The organism is Vibrio nigripulchritudo, assembly GCF_027924785.1.
GTDB lineage: Bacteria > Pseudomonadota > Gammaproteobacteria > Enterobacterales > Vibrionaceae > Vibrio > Vibrio nigripulchritudo.
Genome location: NZ_AP027049.1, coordinates 1937130 through 1954455, shown reverse-complemented (window position 1 = coordinate 1954455; position 17326 = coordinate 1937130). Strand labels below are relative to the sequence as shown.

Genomic DNA, 17326 nt, shown 5'->3' with positions numbered 1-17326 from the left:
TAAAACCCAAAACTAAAAGAGCCGCGATATTTCGCGGCTCTTTTTTACAAGGATTTTATTTCTTCTTCCCAACACCCAAGTTTTCTTTCTGGGCTAGGGTTATCTTTCCAAAACCCAGTTTCTTGAAATGATTGTCTCGAAAGTCACGTACGGCTTTGGTATCAGAAACCGCTTCAACTTGCTGTTCCATTTTTAAATAGTCTGAAATATCAATGCCTTCAGCATCAGCTACCGCTTCATGAATGCTACGAAATTTTTCGTAAGAGAAGAGTAGGGTTTTCTCTTGCTTTTTATATGTGTAAATAATGGTACGCGCCATTGTTTAAACTCATCTGGAAAATTTGGGCTCACTCTACCAAGACAGCAGAACGTTGCCAATTATATTCTGCCCTGAAGTGGAATGATGGTGACGCTTTCACCCGTTTTCACAGTGTCGATTTCAGGTGAAATTTCGATAAGGCAATTCGCTTCGCTCATGGAACGTAATATGCCTGAACCTTGTTTTCCTGTTGTTTTAACTTCCAGCAGCCCATTTGAGTTTACATTGTAAATTCCACGGCTAAATTCCGTTCTTCCCTGACGAGAACGTAAGTTCTCAGTCGCGATAGCCTTCACTTTCAATGGGTTCCAGCCTGTCTCACCCTGAAGTTTACGAAGTGCAGGCTCAACAAAGTTGATGAAAGATACCATCACGGCTACCGGATTGCCGGGCAACCCGAAGAATGGCTTATTTCCTATCTTTCCAAAAGCCAGTGGGCGACCTGGTCTCATACTGATGCGCCAGAAATCAATGTTGCCCAGTTCTTCTAGCGCGTTTTTGATGAAGTCTGCATCCCCAACCGATACACCACCAGAAGTAATAATGACATCGGCATCAACGCACGCGTCTTTGAGGGCTTGAGTGATACTCGCCTGATCATCTTCCAAAATACCTAAATCAATCACCTCGCAACCCAGTCGCTCAAGCATTCCCAATAGGGTGAATCGATTCGAATCATAGATACAGCTATCTTTGAGCGGTTCCCCGGGAGCCTGAACCTCATCGCCTGTTGAGAAAAGTGCAACTCTAACTCGACGAAAAGTGTGGCAAGTATCGATACCCAAGGAAGCTAACATACCCATTTCAGCTGACTCAATGCGCTTGCCTTGCTGAAATACAGTTTGATTCTCTGCAAGGTCTTCTCCCGCTTGGCGAACGTTTTGACCGGCTTTTATGGATGCATTACCAAATGTGACAATGTCACTATTTTCTATTGCCTGTTCTCGCATGACAACTGTATCAGCGTTACTTGGGGTAGGTGCACCCGTCATGATTTTTACCGCTTGCCCGGCTTCAAGATCACTCTTGAACGCATTTCCTGCCATGACTTCAGCAACGATTTGAAATTCAGTTCGCCCTATGTCATCACTTCTGATTGCGTAACCATCCATCGCAGAATTGGTGTAAGCAGGCACATTAATCGGAGAATGCACATCGGAAGCCAAAACATGCCCATAAGCATTCTTCAAGGATATCTCGTTAGTATCGCTTAGAGGAGTAATAGCGCTGAGTATCGCCTCTCTCCCTTGTTCTACCGAAAGAAATGCCGGAGAAAGCGTATCGCAACAGGCTTCGGTTGAAGCTGGCTTCGACGTAGCGAAACTGTCTTGTGAAAATTGGATGACAAAATCGGCAATGGCATCCAGATCATTGATGTCCATTTGAGGAAGAGGCGATTCGACTTTTCTGTCGCTCGCAATCGCGATGATATTGTCATCGCTCGGATGCAGCCAAGGCTTATCAACTTCTTCTCGGTTAAGCTCAATTTTAGGGAAGGCAATGTTTTTACAGCCTTCGACCAAGATTAGATCCAGTTCATTGTGGTCAAAGCGCGACAGCAAATACTCGAAGTTGGCTTCTGAATCCGGGGTTTCTGTCATCAGAGCATGACGATAACGTGAACTGATTAACATCTGGCTTGCGCCAGCCTTTCTCAGGCGGTAGCTGTCTTTCCCCGGCTTATCGACATCGAAATTATGGTGAGCGTGTTTCAGTACACCAATTCGGATACCTTTTTCGGTAAGCTTAGGTAGCAGAGACTCAAGAAGGGTGGTCTTTCCGGTTCCGCTATAAGCAGCAAAGCCCAGTACAGGCAGGTTGTTCGCTTGTTTTACGTTCATAATAGGGTGCCAAACTCTTGTAATTCTTCTGGTGTGTTCAGGTTAATGAAGCTTTCTGCTACGTCGCTGAAATCCACTCGGTGGGTAACACACTCGTCATAAAGCAGAACGATCTTTCTGTCGCCTCGCTCAAGGAATGCTTCTAGTTTAGGCAGAACACGTTTATGGAAAAGCGTAAAAACGGGCTGTAAATGACCACCATCGTGCGCGACTAAAATGTCAGAATCGTCCTGAATAGCCGATTGAAATCGTGAAACCAGATCGTTTGAAATATTCGGGCTGTCGCAAGGCACAAAACCAACCCAGTCACGGCTGGCGTGTTTGAGGCCAGCGTGGATACCACCAAGTGGTCCGGGGAAGTCTGCGAAATCGTCACTTATCACCTTCGCGTATTGGGCGTATTGTGATTGGTTTCGGTTCGCATTAATGAGGATATCGTCTGTTTGTTCACTCAGAATAGAGTGAACATGCTTAATCAAAGGAATGTTGTTAAGGGTGACCAGACCTTTGTCCTGTCCACCCATTCGTGTTGCTTTTCCGCCAGCTAAAATGACCCAACTAATTTGCGTTGGAAATTGCATAGTGCTTCTCTTGTATGAGTTGTAATAATGGTTTTTCTGACAGTGATTTGTTTTCTATACACCACTGTTTTTGGCAGAGCTGAGTCAGTGCATTACTTTGATGACTGGTGATCACCAGACTCGCGCCACGGCTTAATAAGTCTTTTGACATTACCACCAATCGATCAATCGATTCTTGATCCAGACTGGCACTTGGTTCATCCATTAACAGAATAGACGGGTTAAGAATCCACGCTCTTGCCATGGCGACTCGTTGTTTTTCACCGCCGGAGAGCAAAGAAACATGTTCTTCAGCCAAAGTTTCTAACCCAACCATTCTTAGCGCCGTGATGACCCGATTACGCTTCTCCAGCTTGCATTCTCCACCGTATTTTACGCCATACGCAACGTTTTGATACACCGTACCATCAAATAGATAGGGTGACTGGTGCAGGTAAATGATGTCTCGACGGGTACGAATACCAAGGGCACGTTTGAACCAGGAAGGTGAGGGGAAATCAATCTCGCCATCCGTTGGTTCCACCAAGCCAGCAAAGATTTTCAGCAGGGTAGTTTTTCCAACCCCATTATCACCTTTCAGGTAAACCGCTTCGTTTGGTCCTATTTTAATTTCAGGAATGTAAAACAGAACTCGATCTTTAAACCGCATCGATAAGTTGCGTGCAGACAGTTTTAGCGTCATCCCTCTGCCTCCTAAGTCCGCAAATAGCCTTTCCCCCGAACCGAGGAAAGGGTGAAGTTGAGTAATAAGGCGAGTGAAAGAAGCACAATGCCCAGAGCAACCCCCTGAGAAAATGCACCTTTCTGGCTTTCCATAGCAATCGCCGTCGGAATATTTCGAGTCACTCCCACGATGTTTCCACCCACCATCATCGAACAGCCTACTTCGGTAATGATGCGGGAAAAAGCAGTGATGGTTGCGGCCATCAGTGGGAAACGGTTCTCCCACAATAAAGTGACCGCTACATGTGGAATGGATACACCCAGTGTTAAAGACGTTTCCACAGCTCTTTTGTCACTGGACTGAAGGGCACCGTGCATCATGGAAACCAGTATGGGGAAGCAAATCAGCATTTGCCCGAAGATCATGGCTTTTTGAGTGAACAACATTTGCCAGTCGCCAAGTGGTCCTGCTCTTGAAAGCATCATGTAAAGCAAAAGACCAATGACAACAGTAGGCACAGCCTGAAGGGTGTTCACCAATGAAAGAACGAACCAGCGACCAGGAAATTCACAATAAGCAAGGAGGAAAGCAAAAAGTAGAGCAGGCACAATAACCAGCATTAACGCAGACAGAGAAACGCTGAACGATACCGTGACTATCGTCCAGAGCTGCGGGTCAAAGCTGACCAGCAACTGCAATGCTTCTAATGTGGTTTGCCATAGATTCACGGTTATTCACTCTTTGCGTTTGCCACAAACAACTGTTTGCCCTGTAGCTTGAAGCTGTTGATCAAAGTTTGTCCTTTGGAATTAACTAACCAGTCACTGAAAACTTTAGCACCTTGATAATTTATGTCTGGGTAGCGTTTGGGGTTAACCAGAATGACCTGATAAGGATTGAACAGACGTTGGTCACCTTCAACGGCAATGCCTAAATCGACCTTGTTTTGATATGCGAGCCATGTACCGCGGTCGGTCAGCGTGTATCCCTGCATTTCAGACGCCATATTGAGCGTTGGACCCATGCCTTGCCCAACCGAGCGATAGCCGCCAAAGTTCGGTTCAATAGAAGATTGCGCCCACAGGTTAAGCTCTTTTTTGTGCGTTCCTGAATCATCACCGCGAGAAACAAACGTCGACTGACTATTCGCGATATGTTTGAACGCTTTAGCCACGTCGTTGCCACCATAAACTTTCGCAGGATCATTCTTAGGTCCCACGACAACAAAGTCGTTATACATAAGGGAGCGGGGAAGCACACCGTAGCCCTTTTCAACGAACGTGGCTTCCGCTTTTGGCGCGTGGGTCATGACAAGATCGACATCGCCATTTTGTCCCATACGCAGAGATTTCCCCGTGCCAGCTGCAATCACGTCAACCTTGTAGCCGGTTTCCTTTTCAAATTCTGGTAGCAGGTAGTCGAGAAGACCGGAGTGGTAAGTACTGGTGGTCGTCGCTAAACGAATATGAGATTTTTCCTGGTCGGCAAAAGCCTGATAACTGACAGTTGTACAAAAGGCGAGGGTCATCGCTATTTTTTTCATTACTCAATTCCATTTTTGTTTTTGTTAGACGTTTTTCTTATTGCTTCCAGCCAAAACGGATTCAATACGTTTGGTGGTCAGGCATATCAATGATGCTTATACTCAAACCACCTCAAGCTGCTAGTTTCAGCGAGAATTGCTTGGTTTTCAGACAAGAAATCGATTTGAAGATCTAGTGGTTCTAAATCGAGAATCGATAACGAAGTATGAAAGCCAAGCAAACTCGCCCTTGGGAGCGTATCTCCTGCCTCATTTCATCGTCAAAGAACTTGGAAAGGACTTGTCATTCCACTGCGTTCTTTTCCTTGAACTGAAGCAGGAGATAACGCTCTGAATCCTGCATCTTGAGGTCGTTTGAGTATATAGGGATATAGCAAGCTCAGTGCCAACTATACCCAAGTAAACCCAAGACACTTGGGTATGAATTTAGCCTGTTTATGTGAAGTAGGTCGTTCAATTGGCAACCGGAATACACTCGAAAAATTTGAGCTAGGACAAAATGTCGCACATACTTTCTTTTTGTATTGATCTTGATTGGTACACTCTGTCCCAGTTCAACAGACCTTAAATGAGCCATATATGTCAGTTTCACACGATCCCTATCTTTCCAGTTCTCAATCACAACCCAACCATGTTGGTAAGTATCAGGCGTTTTCTGTATTGGTAGTCGATGATGAAACAGGCATGCAAGCCATATTGAAAAAGGCATTAGGCAAGTGGTTTTCCAAAGTCGACTGCTGCGGCAGCATTGAGCAGGCCGAAAAATTCAGACAGGAAAATCACTACGACCTGATCATTCTGGACATCAACTTACCGGGTCGTTCGGGTATAGAGTGGAAAGAAGCATTTAACGATGACGACCGTCGTTGTGATGTGATTTTTATGACGGGATATGCCGACCTCGAAACCGCGATAAGCGCACTTAAGCTCGGTGCGACTGACTTCATACTCAAACCGTTTAATCTGGAACAGATGTTGCAATCAGTGCAGCGATGCATGGATAAAAGGCTGGCAACACGTCTTCATCACGCACTTACCCGAGATGTGAATCGTCTTATCAGTAGTGAAATGATTGGCAACTCAGAAAAAACCAAGTCACTCAAACAGTTAATGGGACAATTTGCACCATCGCGTGCCTCGATTCTGGTAGAAGGAGAGTCGGGAACAGGGAAAGAATTAGTAGCGCGTGGGGTACACGCTGCGAGTGGAAGAACAGGTCCTTTTGTTCCTATAAACTGTGGCGCAATCGCGCCTGAATTATTGGAAAGTGAGCTATTCGGTCATACAGCAGGTGCGTTCACCGGAGCGAAGAAAAGCCGTGAAGGTCTGTTTCGCGTGGCAAGTGGTGGGACGTTGTTTTTGGATGAAATTGGTGAAATGCCCATCTCTATGCAATCGTCGTTACTGCGGGTGCTAGAGCAAAGAACCATCAGACCTGTCGGCAGTGAAAAAGAAGTCAGTGTGGATGTCCGGATTGTCGCGGCAACCAACCGAAACCTGAAAGATGAGGTCGAAGCTGGCACCTTCAGAAAAGACCTGTATTACCGGCTGAATGTACTGAAAATTGATGTTCCACCACTTAAAGAACGTAAATCTGACCTTATCGATCTTGTTCCATTCTTTACCAAGTCGTTAGCGAAAGAACTCGGTATGCCAGAACCTAAGTGGGCGCACGAAGACATACTGGCCATGCACGACTACGACTGGCCAGGAAACATTCGGGAACTCAAAAACTTAATGGAAAGATGTATTTTGCTTGGCAAGCCGCCGGCACATCATTGGAGAGAACTGAACGCAGACTATTCGCAGCCTGTTCAGCCAACCGTATCAGTGACAACGTCACTAGAAACCGTTATGCCTAAGCTTCCGGATTATCGAAGCGACGAGATCCTTGGTTACCCCAACGAATGGAGTTTAAAAGAAGTCGAAAAAAGACACATTCAGCAAGTAGTGAGCCACCATGATGGCAATAAATCTGCTGCCGCCCGGCAGTTAGGTGTTGCTCGAAAAACCCTAGAACGAAAATACAAAGAATGGGAATCAGAAGGATCGGACGATGCCGAATAATAAACCCGGTGTATCTAATGTATTCAAAGTCTGGCGAATGCGCCTTAAGTCAATGGTGCGCTACAGGCTACTTTTCTTAACGTCAGCCCCAATATTACTGACATTGCTTGCCTTAGTGGGTATCACTTTTTACTGGTCGACCCATTACACTTGGCAGAATGCTTTAGTGAATGTCTCCGAAAAGCTTTCTGTAGCCGACAACAGCATTCAGATACTTCAGGACAAACAAGTCCAGAGTATGAAATCGCTCGCGAACTCCTATCCATTTCAGATTCGGTTGATGTCGGCTCATCACGATGCCCTCGAACTGGGGGACTGGGTATCGGCACAAAAGCACAGTTACCAACTCGATTTTCTTCGCTGGATCCCTATTGAGCAGTCAACTAACCAAGAGTTACTCGCTCAGAAAGCGTCTTTCTTCGACGTGTTCACCGTTGATCAGATGAAAGAGTTCAACCGCGACCTCGCGACCAAAGCCCAGATTCCTCTGCTAAACGGAGAAGGGGTAGAAACTCGTGGTTTAATCAGTCGGAGCGTATTACCAGTAAAAGATGAAGACCAACGGGTTGTAGGGTATCTCGATGGTGGCTTACTTCTTAATAACAGCACCGGTCTGGTCGACCAAATCCGTGACCTGATCTACGCCAAACCCAATGCACTTCAGCCTCAAATCGGTACTGTGACCTTGTTTATGGATGATCTGCGAATCAGTACCAACGTGCCTTTGGACAGTCAGGAACACAAAGGCAGAGCAATTGGCACAACGGTTTCCCTTCAGGTTAAAGAAGCGGTTCTGGACAGAGGGGAAAACTGGATCGACCGTGCATATGTATACGACGACTGGTACATCACCGCTTACCAACCCATTTACAACCAGTACAACGATGTCATTGGCATGCTTTATACAGGGTATCTAATCTGGCCGCTTATCAAAGTTTACATCACCAACCTTGGCGAAATCAGTCTCACCATTCTTACTTTGCTACTCATATCTGGAATGATTGTGTATCGTGGTTCACGTGATCTGTTCCACCCGATTGAGCGGATTCACCACGTGGTTAAATCCGTGCAGGCGGGCAGAGACAAGCGCATCGGACAATTAGGTCTGGATGACGAACATGAGCTGACTCAGCTTGCGCGCCAATTCGACAACATGCTCGACTTGCTTGCTCAGCGTAACGCCGAAATCCGTCAGGCCGCGGATCAGCTAGAAAGCAAAGTAGAGCGACGAACCGCTAAACTTCATGAGAAGACAGAACAACTCGAACTTCATATCAAACTGCTGAACCAGACCCGCGATAAGTTAGTGGTGAACGAAAAACTAGCCGCACTCGGTGAGCTGACCGCCGGTATCGCCCACGAAATCAACAACCCAACGGCTGTAATACTAGGGAACGTAGAATTACTGAAATTCGAACTGGGTGACAAAGCAGATTCGATTGAAGAAGAAATTGATACCATTCTGAATCAGATTGATCGCATTCGAAACATTACGCGAAGCCTGCTCCAGTATAGCCGTCAGGGTGGTGTGCAAGACGAAATTACCTGGCAACACGTTAACCCAATCGTCGAAGAAAGCCTGACCTTGGTTAAAACTGGCGCCAAAAAACGCGACGTTCAGTTTGTTACCGAGCTGAATGCCAAATCGGTTGTCGAAGTCAACCGACATCACCTGCTGCAAATTCTGGTAAACTTGGAAATGAATGCCATCCATGCCATGAATGGGGAAGGGGTATTAACCATTCGCACCGAAGACTGGCAAGAAGAAGACGAAACCAAAGGTGCAGTCGTTCATGTGATTGACCAGGGTTGCGGTATTCCAGAAGAACAGCTCAAGCGAGTGTTTGATCCTTTTTATACAACTAAACGAGACGGAACCGGGCTTGGCCTTTCCGTGTCGCAAAGCATTCTCAGCCAGACGGGTGGAGAAATTAAAGTCACTTCCAAAGTTGGTTTAGGGAGCCAGTTCTCGGTGTATCTGCCACAAAAGGCTAACGCTGTTGAACTGGTGATGACGGAATAAAATAAGGAAAGAAAACTCAGTAATGACTACGATCATTTTAGTACCCGGATACACAAACGCTGGTCCACAGCATTGGCAAACTTTCATAGAACGAAAATATCAAAATGTTGTTCGGGTTCAACAAGAAAACTGGGATATGCCAGAACGCGATAAATGGGTCAATGTTCTTGAAAAAACAATTGCTTCTATTGACTCTAAGGTAGTTCTGGTTGGACACAGTTGTGGTGCTGTAACCATTACTCAGTGGTCATCAATGTTCAGTTCCGACAAGGTAATTGGTGCTTTATTGGTTGCGCCAGCTGATGTTGATTCACCCAGTGCAATCTCTGAGATCCATACTCTACGTCCTCTGACATTTAAACCTCTGCCATTCCCCAGTATTCTTGTTACAAGCGATAACGACGAGCATCTTTCACTGGAAAGAGCTCATTTATTTGCGAAATCATGGGGAAGTGAAATTGTAGAGATTCCCGGAGCGGGTCATATCCACACCAATGCGGGGTATGGCGAGTGGATTGCAGGTGAAAAGCTAATAGAGAAGTTACTAGGCAGTAAACTTTTGAAGAAATCTCAAGACCAAATCCAGTCCCTTCTGGTCTGAAACCCAATAAACACTTGCATCAAAACGCGTTGCCAAGTACCGTGGCAGCGCTTTTTACTATCTAAGGGGTTCGGTTTTGATTTCTACCGCGAATATCACACAACAATTTGGCGCGAAGCCACTATTTGAAAACATTTCAGTTAAGTTTGGCGAAGGCAACCGTTACGGTTTAATCGGCGCAAATGGGTGTGGTAAATCCACTTTCATGAAGATTTTGAGCGGAGAACTCGACCCGACTTCTGGTAACGTCAGCTACGACCCAAATGAGCGCGTTGCGAAACTGAATCAGGACCAGTTTGCTTACGAAGAATTCACCGTTGTCGACACGGTTATCATGGGTCACAAAGAGCTGTGGGAAGTTAAGCAGGAACGTGACCGTATCTACTCTTTGCCTGAAATGAGCGAAGAAGATGGCATGAAGGTTGCGGATCTGGAAACCCAGTTTGCCGAAATGGATGGCTACATGGCAGAAGCCAAAGCGGGCGAGTTGTTGCTTGCGGTAGGTATTCCACTGGAACAACACTTCGGTTTGATGAGCGAAGTGGCTCCTGGCTGGAAACTGCGTGTTCTTCTGGCTCAAATCCTGTTTGCAGACCCAGACATCATGTTGCTCGACGAACCAACCAACAACCTGGACATCGACACCATCCGCTGGTTGGAAGAAACGCTGAACGAACGTAACTGCACCATGATCATCATCTCGCACGACCGTCACTTCCTGAACAGTGTCTGTACTCACATGGCAGACCTTGATTACGGTGAACTTCGTGTTTACCCAGGTAACTACGATGAGTACATGACGGCGGCATCTCAGGCTCGTGATCGTCTGTTAGCAGACAACGCCAAGAAGAAAGCGCAAATCGCTGAACTTCAAACGTTCGTGGCGCGTTTCTCTGCCAACGCGTCAAAGGCGAAGCAGGCAACATCCCGTGCTAAGCAGATCGATAAAATTAAGCTTGATGAAGTAAAAGCATCAAGCCGTCAAAACCCATTCATTCGATTTGAACAGTCTAAAGAGCTATTCCGTAACGCACTGATTGTAGAAAACCTAAGTCAGGGTTATGAAAACGACCTGTTTTCAGACTTCAATGCCATTTTTGAAGTAGGTGAGCGCGTTGCGATTATCGGTGAAAACGGCGTGGGTAAAACGACACTTCTGAACACACTAGCAGGCGTTCATGAGCCGCGCTCAGGTGAATTCAAGTGGTCTGAAAACTCCAATATCGGTTACTACGCGCAAGACCATGCGGAAGACTTTGAAGCCGATATGGATTTGATGACCTGGATGGGGCAATGGCGTCAGGAAGGCGATGACGAGCAAGTCATTCGTAGCTTTCTGGGCAGAATGTTGTTCTCGCAAGACGACATCAAAAAGTCAGTAAAAGTGCTGTCTGGTGGTGAGCAAGGTCGTATGTTGCTTGGCAAACTGATGATGCACAAACCAAACATGTTGTTGATGGACGAACCAACCAACCACATGGACATGGAATCCATCGAATCTTTGAATACTGCTCTTGAACAATACAAAGGCACGCTGTTCTTCGTTTCGCACGATCGCGTGTTTGTTGACTCTCTGGCGACCCGAATCATCGAAATCAAAGACAACAAGATCACCGATTTCAAAGGAACCTATTCTGAGTTCCTAAAATCTCGCGGTGTAGAAGAATAATCACTAAAATTATTCGATAAACCCCGAAAAAGGCGCTCATTAATTGAGCGCCTTTTTGTTATCAAATTTTTACCCTTCAGTCTCATAAATAATACTTTTAGCGCAGAAAAAGATCATTAAAAGACTAAAAAGTACTTTTCTGCACTCAATAATTTCTCTTTTGACTATTTTTGAATTGTGATTGTTGCGGGGATGTTAATACGCAACATGCCTCAAAATAAACTAAAAACAGTCGAGGGAATGAACATGAAACTCAGGACATTACTTTCTGCCTCTGTACTTGCTGCCATTTCAAGTGCGCCCGCTATTGCGGCTACCGAGCTAACCATCGCGACGGTAAATAACGGTCATATGATTGAAATGCAGAAGCTTAGCAAAGCATATGAAGAGGCGAATCCAGGGGTGAAACTCAATTGGGTGACTCTGGAAGAAGGGGTGTTGCGCCAGCGTGTGACCACAGATATCGCGACCAAAGGTGGTCAGTTCGATATCATGACGATTGGTATGTATGAAGCACCAATCTGGGGTAAGAAAGGCTGGCTCAAAGAAATCAAAGACGACGCCAGCTACAACGCTGACGATATTTTGCCGGCGATTCGTTCTGGCTTGTCTGTCGACGGCAAGATGTACGCGGTCCCATTCTACGGCGAAAGCTCGATGGTAATGTACCGTAAAGATCTGGTCGATAAAGCAGGCATGGCAATTCCGGATAACGCTTCGTGGGGTCACATCCGTGACGTTGCGGCATCCATCCATGATCCAGACAATGGGGTTTATGGTATCTGTTTGCGTGGTAAGCCGGGGTGGGGTGACAACGCCGCGTTCATTACTACAATGGCAAACTCATTTGGTGCCCGCTGGTTTGACGAAGAATGGAAACCGCAGCTCACCACTCCTCAGTGGAACCACGCTGTATCTTTCTATGTTGACCTTCTAACCACTTACGGTCCTCCGGGTTCAACCTCCAACAGCTTCAACGAAATCCTCGCGCTGTTCAATGAAGGTAAATGTGGTATGTGGATCGACGCCACCATCGCAGCTTCTTTCATCTCCGATCCTAAGCAAAGTAAAGTTGCTGATAAGGTCGCATTTGCGCAAGCACCAATTGCGGTAACCAATCGCGGTGCTAACTGGCTGTGGGCATGGGCACTTGGTGTTCCAGCTGGCAGTAAAAACCAAGCTGAAGCTGAAAAGTTCGTGAAATGGGCGACCTCTCAGGACTACATCAAGCTTGTAGCGCAAGAGAATGGTTGGGCGAACGTACCAACAGGTACTCGTCAGTCAACTTACGACACGCAAGCATTCAAAGATGCCGCGGTCTTTGCTGAAGCAGAACTGAAAGCGATTCAATCTGCTGATCCTCAAAACAGTACTTTGCTGCCATCTCCTTACGTGGGCGTACAGTTCGCCGCAATTCCTGAGTTCCAGGCGATTGGTATTGCTGCAGGACAGCAGTTTACTAACGCCTTAGCAGGAAACGTTTCGGTAGAGCAGGCGCTGAAAAACGCGAACAAGTCTGCCGACCGTGAGATGCGTAAGTCTGGTTACTACAAGTAACCGAGCGAGGCTAGCTTAGCCAAGCTCCATCGCAAGACAGTAGCAGGGGCGATAGCGCTCCTGCTCACTTCAGAAGTACTTTTGGGGCTTTCACCCCAATTCTTTTTACAAGGAAGTCTTTATGCAAAGGTGGTTACCCAAAATATTGGTATTTCCATCCTTCATCAGCTTATTGCTGTGGATGGTCGTGCCATTATCCATGACCATTTATTTTTCCGTCATCCGATACAACCTCCTGTATCCGGGAGAGAATAATTACATTGGCGGACTTAACTTTGAATTTTTCTATACCGACGAAGCTTTCTGGCCAGCGGTGACCAACACACTGACGTTGGTTGGCATGGTGTTGGTCGTAACCGTGATTGCTGCGGTTTTGATTGCCGTGTTACTGGATAAACCTTTTAAAGGCAGAGGCATTGTTCGGGTATTGCTGATTTCACCGTTTTTTATTATGCCAACGGTGAACGCATTGATCTGGAAAAACCTGATGATGCACCCGGTTTATGGCGTTTTAGCGTCGCTCTGGGAATCGGTTGGGTTAGAGCCTGTAGATTGGCTCTCGGATTATCCGCTGGGTTCGATCATCGCCATGTTGAGCTGGCAATGGATGCCATTTGCCCTGCTGATCTTTATGACGTCATTGCAATCGATGGATACCGAGCAGAAAGAAGCGGCAGTGCTGGACGGTGCCAACGGTTTTCAAGTGTTCCGCTACTTAACGCTTCCACATTTGGCACGACCTATCGCGGTAGTGATGATGATCGAAACTATTTTCCTGCTCTCTGTGTTTGCGGAAATATTCGTGACCACCAGTGGTGGACCGGGATACGAGTCAACCAACCTGGCATTTCTGATTTTCGCTCAAGCCCTAATGCAATTTGATGTCGGCGTGGCGTCTGCGGGTGGTTTGATTGCGGTTATTCTCGCCAACATTGTGGCTTTCTTCTTAATCCGTGCCATTGGCAAAAACTTAGTCGCCTAGGAGAGCTTTATGAATCAGACATTTCGATTTAGAGCCGTTTTAAGCTGGGTGATAGCGTTGATCGTGTTTTTCCCGATCATCATGATGCTGATTACCTCATTCAAAACGGAACAACAGGCCATTTCGGTTCCACCGAGCTTTATCTTTGAACCTACGGTTGAAAACTACGGCATCGTTCAAGAGCGAAGCGATTACCTGAAATTCGCCAAGAACTCAGTAATCACTGCATTTGGTTCCACGTTGATCGCCTTGATCATCTCGGTTCCTGCGGCGTATTCAATGGCGTTTTATCCGGGCAAACGTACCAAAGATATGCTCCTTTGGATGCTTTCAACCAAGATGTTACCCGCCGTCGGGGTTTTGGTGCCAATCTACATACTGTGCAAAGAGGCAGGATTGCTCGACAGTAGTTTGGCGCTGACCATTATTTACACCTTAATCAATCTGCCGATCATCATCTGGATGTTGTTCTCATACTTCAAGGACATTCCAAAAGACATTCTCGAAGCCGTTCGTTTAGACGGAGCGAGCACGTTAGGCGAAATTCGATATGTGCTGCTTCCGCTCTCATTTGGTGGCATCGCATCAACAGCGCTTTTGTCTATTGTCCTGAGCTGGAATGAAGCCTTCTGGGCGATCAACTTAACATCCGCAGATGCCGGTACATTAGCCACCATGATTTCAACGTATTCCAGCCCGGAAGGATTGTTTTGGGCGAAGTTATCTGCCGCATCCACATTAGCCTGTGCACCTATCGTCGTGCTTGGCTGGTTCTGTCAGAAACAATTGGTACAAGGATTGACCTTCGGAGCAGTAAAATGAGTTATTTAACAGTCAACCAACTCGACAAAAAATACGGCGATGCACTTGCCCTTAAAAACATCAATTTTGAAATTCAAAAGGGCGAATTTGTGGTCTTCGTTGGTCCATCCGGTTGTGGAAAGTCGACACTATTAAGAACCATTGCGGGGCTGGAAGAATCTTCTGCTGGTGGAATTCATTTAGATGGTGAACTGATTACCGAAGTGCACCCATCTAAGCGTAACCTTGCCATGGTGTTCCAAAGCTACGCGTTATACCCGCATATGTCGGTGAAAGAAAATATGGGTTTTGCCCTTAAGCTGGCAAACACACCAAAAGATGAGATCGACAAAAAAGTACTGCAAGTCGCTAAGGCACTGAAACTTGAGCCATTGCTTGATCGCAAACCAAAGGCACTCTCTGGTGGTCAGAGGCAGCGTGTGGCAATTGGGCGCGCCATCGTACGTAACCCGAAAGTATTCCTGTTTGATGAGCCACTTTCTAACCTGGATGCTGCACTTCGTGTTGAAATGCGTATCGAGCTTTCTCGCCTCCATCATGAACTTGGCACCACCATGATTTACGTAACGCACGATCAGGTCGAAGCCATGACGCTCGCCGACAAAGTGGTGATCATGAAACAAGGGGAAGTGGCACAAATTGGTTCTCCGCTAGAGCTTTATCATCAGCCAGCGAACCTGTTCGTTGCATCCTTTATCGGCACACCAAAAATGAACTTGCTTAACCTCGGAACCGTTCATTCTGAAGGCGAAAACCTGACAGCGCAGTTAATTAACGATGCTCAAATCCGGTTACCTGTAAATAAATACAGTGGTTCGGTTTTGCAAGCTAAAACGCTGGGAATTCGACCTGAAGCCGTCACCATTGTCCCGACAGAGCAAGGCGACGTAACGGGTGTGGTTGAGGTAATCGAACAACTTGGTTCGGAAACCCTGAGCTACGTCCGCATTGAAAACGGCGAGACCCTGGTTTCTAAACATGCGCCCGCAGACAGCCCGAAACTGAATCAGGAAGTAGGGTTGGCTTTGGACAAGAAGCAAATCTATCTGTTTGATTCACAAGAGCAAGCGCTCAATATTTATGAGGAGCTCTCTTATGACGAATAGACTGGTTCACTTTGGTGTGGGATCTTTTTTCCGTGGACATCAGGCGTATTACGTCGACCGATTCAATCGTTTGGTTCCACCTTCTGACCGTTGGCACTATACCGGCGTCAACCTTCGCCCAGAATCACGAACAATCACTCAAACCTTGCAACAGCAAGGCGGTCGATATCATCTAAAGAAAATCTCCGCATACGGTGATATCGAAATCCGCAAAATTGAAGCGATGGATACGGTTGTTGATGCTTCGGGTGACGTTTCTGAACTTGATAGCATCTTTACCGATCCGAACGTAAAGGCGTTAACCATAACGGTTACTGAGGGCGGTTATTATCTGACGGATACCAACGACGTTAACTTAAAGGATGTGGAAATTGCATCCGATTTAGCGAATTCGGATGCGCCAAAAACGGTTTACGGATACTTAAGTTACGCTTTGAAACAGCGAGCGGCGAGCCAGGCGGGAGCAATTACCGTTTTGACCTGCGATAACCTACGCGACAATGGAACCTTGTTGGAAAATGCGTTTAAGCAGTTTCTCTCTGCTAAGCAGGAAACTGAGCTTTTAGAATGGGTCAGTAAACACGTCACATTCCCTTGTTGTATGGTCGATCGAATAACGCCCGTTCCTCCGAAAGGGCTGGCGAGGCAGCTTGAAACCATCATCGATGAAAAAGACGAGTGCCCAATTATGGGCGAAGACTTCGAACAGTGGGTCATTGAAGACAAATTCGCTTCAGACTTTCCCCAGTTAGAAAAAGTCGGGGTCACTTTTTCCAGTCAGGTCCATCAATACGAAGAAACCAAGATACGCATCTTAAATGGCGGTCACTTTTTGTTGTCTTATGTGGGTGCGTTAAGAAATTACATCACCTTCGATCAGAACATGGAAGACGACCAGCTTGCCGATTGGTTAAAGGGTTATCATCAAACCGAGGTTATCCCGACTATCAGCCATCCGCCTGTCGATCTCGAGCAATATCGTCAGAAAATTGTTGAGCGTTTCAGCAATAGCCATATTGCCGACTCAATAGAGCGGATCGCGATGGACAGCGTGAGCAAGTTTCCTCAGTTCATACTGCCCACTGTGCGCTTTAATCTCGAAAGAAACCATATGCCACGATATGCGATTTGCCTTATTGCCCACTGGTACTGCTTTCTGGAGCGATTCCATAACGGAAAGCTCGCGTTTAACTATAAAGACCCGCATTTCAGTAAAGCAGAACAATGGCTTAATTCATGTGACCCTGTCACTACATTTTTATCAAATGAAGATGTCTGGCAGGGGCTGACGTCCCATTTTCCCGATTTTACCGAGCAGCTTAAAAAGCAGATTGAAACCCAATCAAAAGAATATGAGGAATCCGAGAGCTAATGAGTAAAGGTCAATTCGTACTTCTGTCCAACATATGTGACAGGCTTGATAGTGATAGGAAAGCCCAGCTCTCAGACAAATTTGGGTCGGAATTATATAGATATACCTTAGGGTTATTTCACTCTAAGCATCTTGGCGATTCTCGTGTCTACACATTCAAAAACAGCCGCAAAGCCAAG

15 protein-coding genes are annotated in these 17326 nt (G+C 46.3%); 9 read left to right on the top strand and 6 right to left on the bottom strand.

The features are described from left to right. Positions 1-55 precede the first annotated feature (55 nt). Genes QMG91_RS08960 through QMG91_RS08935 form a run of 6 tightly spaced genes read right to left on the bottom strand, consistent with a single transcriptional unit; the run spans position 56 to position 4948 of the window. Positions 56-319, bottom strand: coding sequence for a DUF2960 domain-containing protein (locus QMG91_RS08960; protein ID WP_022550673.1), 264 nt, complete (start codon positions 317-319; stop codon positions 56-58). 59 nt (positions 320-378) lie between these two features. Continuing rightward, the gene (locus tag QMG91_RS08955; protein ID WP_281830394.1) at positions 379-2160 is read right to left on the bottom strand and encodes a bifunctional molybdopterin-guanine dinucleotide biosynthesis adaptor protein MobB/molybdopterin molybdotransferase MoeA; all 1782 of its coding nucleotides are present in this window, start codon (positions 2158-2160) and stop codon (positions 379-381) included. Next, a complete protein-coding gene (mobA, locus tag QMG91_RS08950; RefSeq protein WP_281830393.1) occupies positions 2157-2741 on the bottom strand; it encodes a molybdenum cofactor guanylyltransferase MobA in 585 nt (194 codons plus the stop codon). Before mobA ends, QMG91_RS08955 begins: the two co-directional genes overlap by 4 nt. After that, the gene (locus QMG91_RS08945; protein ID WP_022550676.1) at positions 2719-3423 is read right to left on the bottom strand and encodes an energy-coupling factor ABC transporter ATP-binding protein; all 705 of its coding nucleotides are present in this window, start codon (positions 3421-3423) and stop codon (positions 2719-2721) included. Before QMG91_RS08945 ends, mobA begins: the two co-directional genes overlap by 23 nt. An 11-nt stretch (positions 3424-3434) precedes the next feature. Beyond that, the gene (locus QMG91_RS08940) at positions 3435-4133 is read right to left on the bottom strand and encodes an ABC transporter permease (protein ID WP_281830392.1); all 699 of its coding nucleotides are present in this window, start codon (positions 4131-4133) and stop codon (positions 3435-3437) included. A 2-nt stretch (positions 4134-4135) separates the two neighbouring features. After that, positions 4136-4948: an ABC transporter substrate-binding protein gene (locus QMG91_RS08935; RefSeq protein ID WP_281830391.1), complete on the bottom strand. Its 813-nt coding sequence runs from the start codon at positions 4946-4948 to the stop codon at positions 4136-4138. Between the two features lie 579 nt (positions 4949-5527). On the opposite strand from QMG91_RS08935, the gene QMG91_RS08930 reads away from it, so the two are divergent. The 9 genes from QMG91_RS08930 to QMG91_RS08890 all read left to right on the top strand — a co-directional run bounded on the left by QMG91_RS08930 (position 5528) and on the right by QMG91_RS08890 (position 17147). Continuing rightward, positions 5528-7015: a sigma-54-dependent transcriptional regulator gene (locus QMG91_RS08930; RefSeq protein WP_281830390.1), complete on the top strand. Its 1488-nt coding sequence runs from the start codon at positions 5528-5530 to the stop codon at positions 7013-7015. Then, on the top strand, positions 7005-9038 hold the full coding sequence (locus QMG91_RS08925) for a sensor histidine kinase (RefSeq protein ID WP_281830389.1): 2034 nt from the start codon (positions 7005-7007) through the stop codon (positions 9036-9038). Before QMG91_RS08930 ends, QMG91_RS08925 begins: the two co-directional genes overlap by 11 nt. Positions 9039-9060: 22 nt before the next feature. Further along, a complete protein-coding gene (locus QMG91_RS08920; protein ID WP_281830388.1) occupies positions 9061-9639 on the top strand; it encodes an RBBP9/YdeN family alpha/beta hydrolase in 579 nt (192 codons plus the stop codon). A 76-nt stretch (positions 9640-9715) separates the two neighbouring features. Beyond that, positions 9716-11308, top strand: coding sequence for an ABC-F family ATPase (locus QMG91_RS08915; RefSeq protein WP_022550682.1), 1593 nt, complete (start codon positions 9716-9718; stop codon positions 11306-11308). 246 nt (positions 11309-11554) lie between these two features. Next, on the top strand, positions 11555-12865 hold the full coding sequence (locus QMG91_RS08910) for an ABC transporter substrate-binding protein (RefSeq protein ID WP_022550683.1): 1311 nt from the start codon (positions 11555-11557) through the stop codon (positions 12863-12865). Positions 12866-12986: 121 nt separating this feature from the next. Further along, positions 12987-13847 carry a carbohydrate ABC transporter permease gene (locus QMG91_RS08905; RefSeq protein WP_022550684.1) on the top strand — a complete coding sequence of 287 codons (861 nt, stop codon included), beginning with the start codon at positions 12987-12989 and terminating at the stop codon, positions 13845-13847. Positions 13848-13856: 9 nt separating this feature from the next. After that, positions 13857-14669, top strand: a complete 813-nt coding sequence (locus tag QMG91_RS08900) for a carbohydrate ABC transporter permease (RefSeq protein ID WP_004401241.1) — start codon at positions 13857-13859, stop codon at positions 14667-14669. Further along, the gene (locus QMG91_RS08895; RefSeq protein WP_281830387.1) at positions 14666-15775 is read left to right on the top strand and encodes an ABC transporter ATP-binding protein; all 1110 of its coding nucleotides are present in this window, start codon (positions 14666-14668) and stop codon (positions 15773-15775) included. The genes QMG91_RS08900 and QMG91_RS08895 overlap by 4 nt, the downstream gene beginning before the upstream one ends. Further along, a complete protein-coding gene (locus QMG91_RS08890) occupies positions 15765-17147 on the top strand; it encodes a mannitol dehydrogenase family protein (protein ID WP_281830386.1) in 1383 nt (460 codons plus the stop codon). The genes QMG91_RS08895 and QMG91_RS08890 overlap by 11 nt, the downstream gene beginning before the upstream one ends. Positions 17148-17326 lie beyond the last annotated feature (179 nt).

Coding starts and splice junctions, on each gene's coding strand:
- QMG91_RS08960 (WP_022550673.1), bottom strand. CDS start 319: ATGGCGCGTACCATTATTTACACATATAAAAAGCAAGAGAAAACCCTA.
- QMG91_RS08955 (WP_281830394.1), bottom strand. CDS start 2,160: ATGAACGTAAAACAAGCGAACAACCTGCCTGTACTGGGCTTTGCTGCT.
- mobA (WP_281830393.1), bottom strand. CDS start 2,741: ATGCAATTTCCAACGCAAATTAGTTGGGTCATTTTAGCTGGCGGAAAA.
- QMG91_RS08945 (WP_022550676.1), bottom strand. CDS start 3,423: ATGACGCTAAAACTGTCTGCACGCAACTTATCGATGCGGTTTAAAGAT.
- QMG91_RS08935 (WP_281830391.1), bottom strand. CDS start 4,948: ATGAAAAAAATAGCGATGACCCTCGCCTTTTGTACAACTGTCAGTTAT.
- QMG91_RS08930 (WP_281830390.1), top strand. CDS start 5,528: ATGTCAGTTTCACACGATCCCTATCTTTCCAGTTCTCAATCACAACCC.
- QMG91_RS08925 (WP_281830389.1), top strand. CDS start 7,005: ATGCCGAATAATAAACCCGGTGTATCTAATGTATTCAAAGTCTGGCGA.
- QMG91_RS08920 (WP_281830388.1), top strand. CDS start 9,061: ATGACTACGATCATTTTAGTACCCGGATACACAAACGCTGGTCCACAG.
- QMG91_RS08910 (WP_022550683.1), top strand. CDS start 11,555: ATGAAACTCAGGACATTACTTTCTGCCTCTGTACTTGCTGCCATTTCA.
- QMG91_RS08905 (WP_022550684.1), top strand. CDS start 12,987: ATGCAAAGGTGGTTACCCAAAATATTGGTATTTCCATCCTTCATCAGC.
- QMG91_RS08900 (WP_004401241.1), top strand. CDS start 13,857: ATGAATCAGACATTTCGATTTAGAGCCGTTTTAAGCTGGGTGATAGCG.
- QMG91_RS08895 (WP_281830387.1), top strand. CDS start 14,666: ATGAGTTATTTAACAGTCAACCAACTCGACAAAAAATACGGCGATGCA.
- QMG91_RS08890 (WP_281830386.1), top strand. CDS start 15,765: ATGACGAATAGACTGGTTCACTTTGGTGTGGGATCTTTTTTCCGTGGA.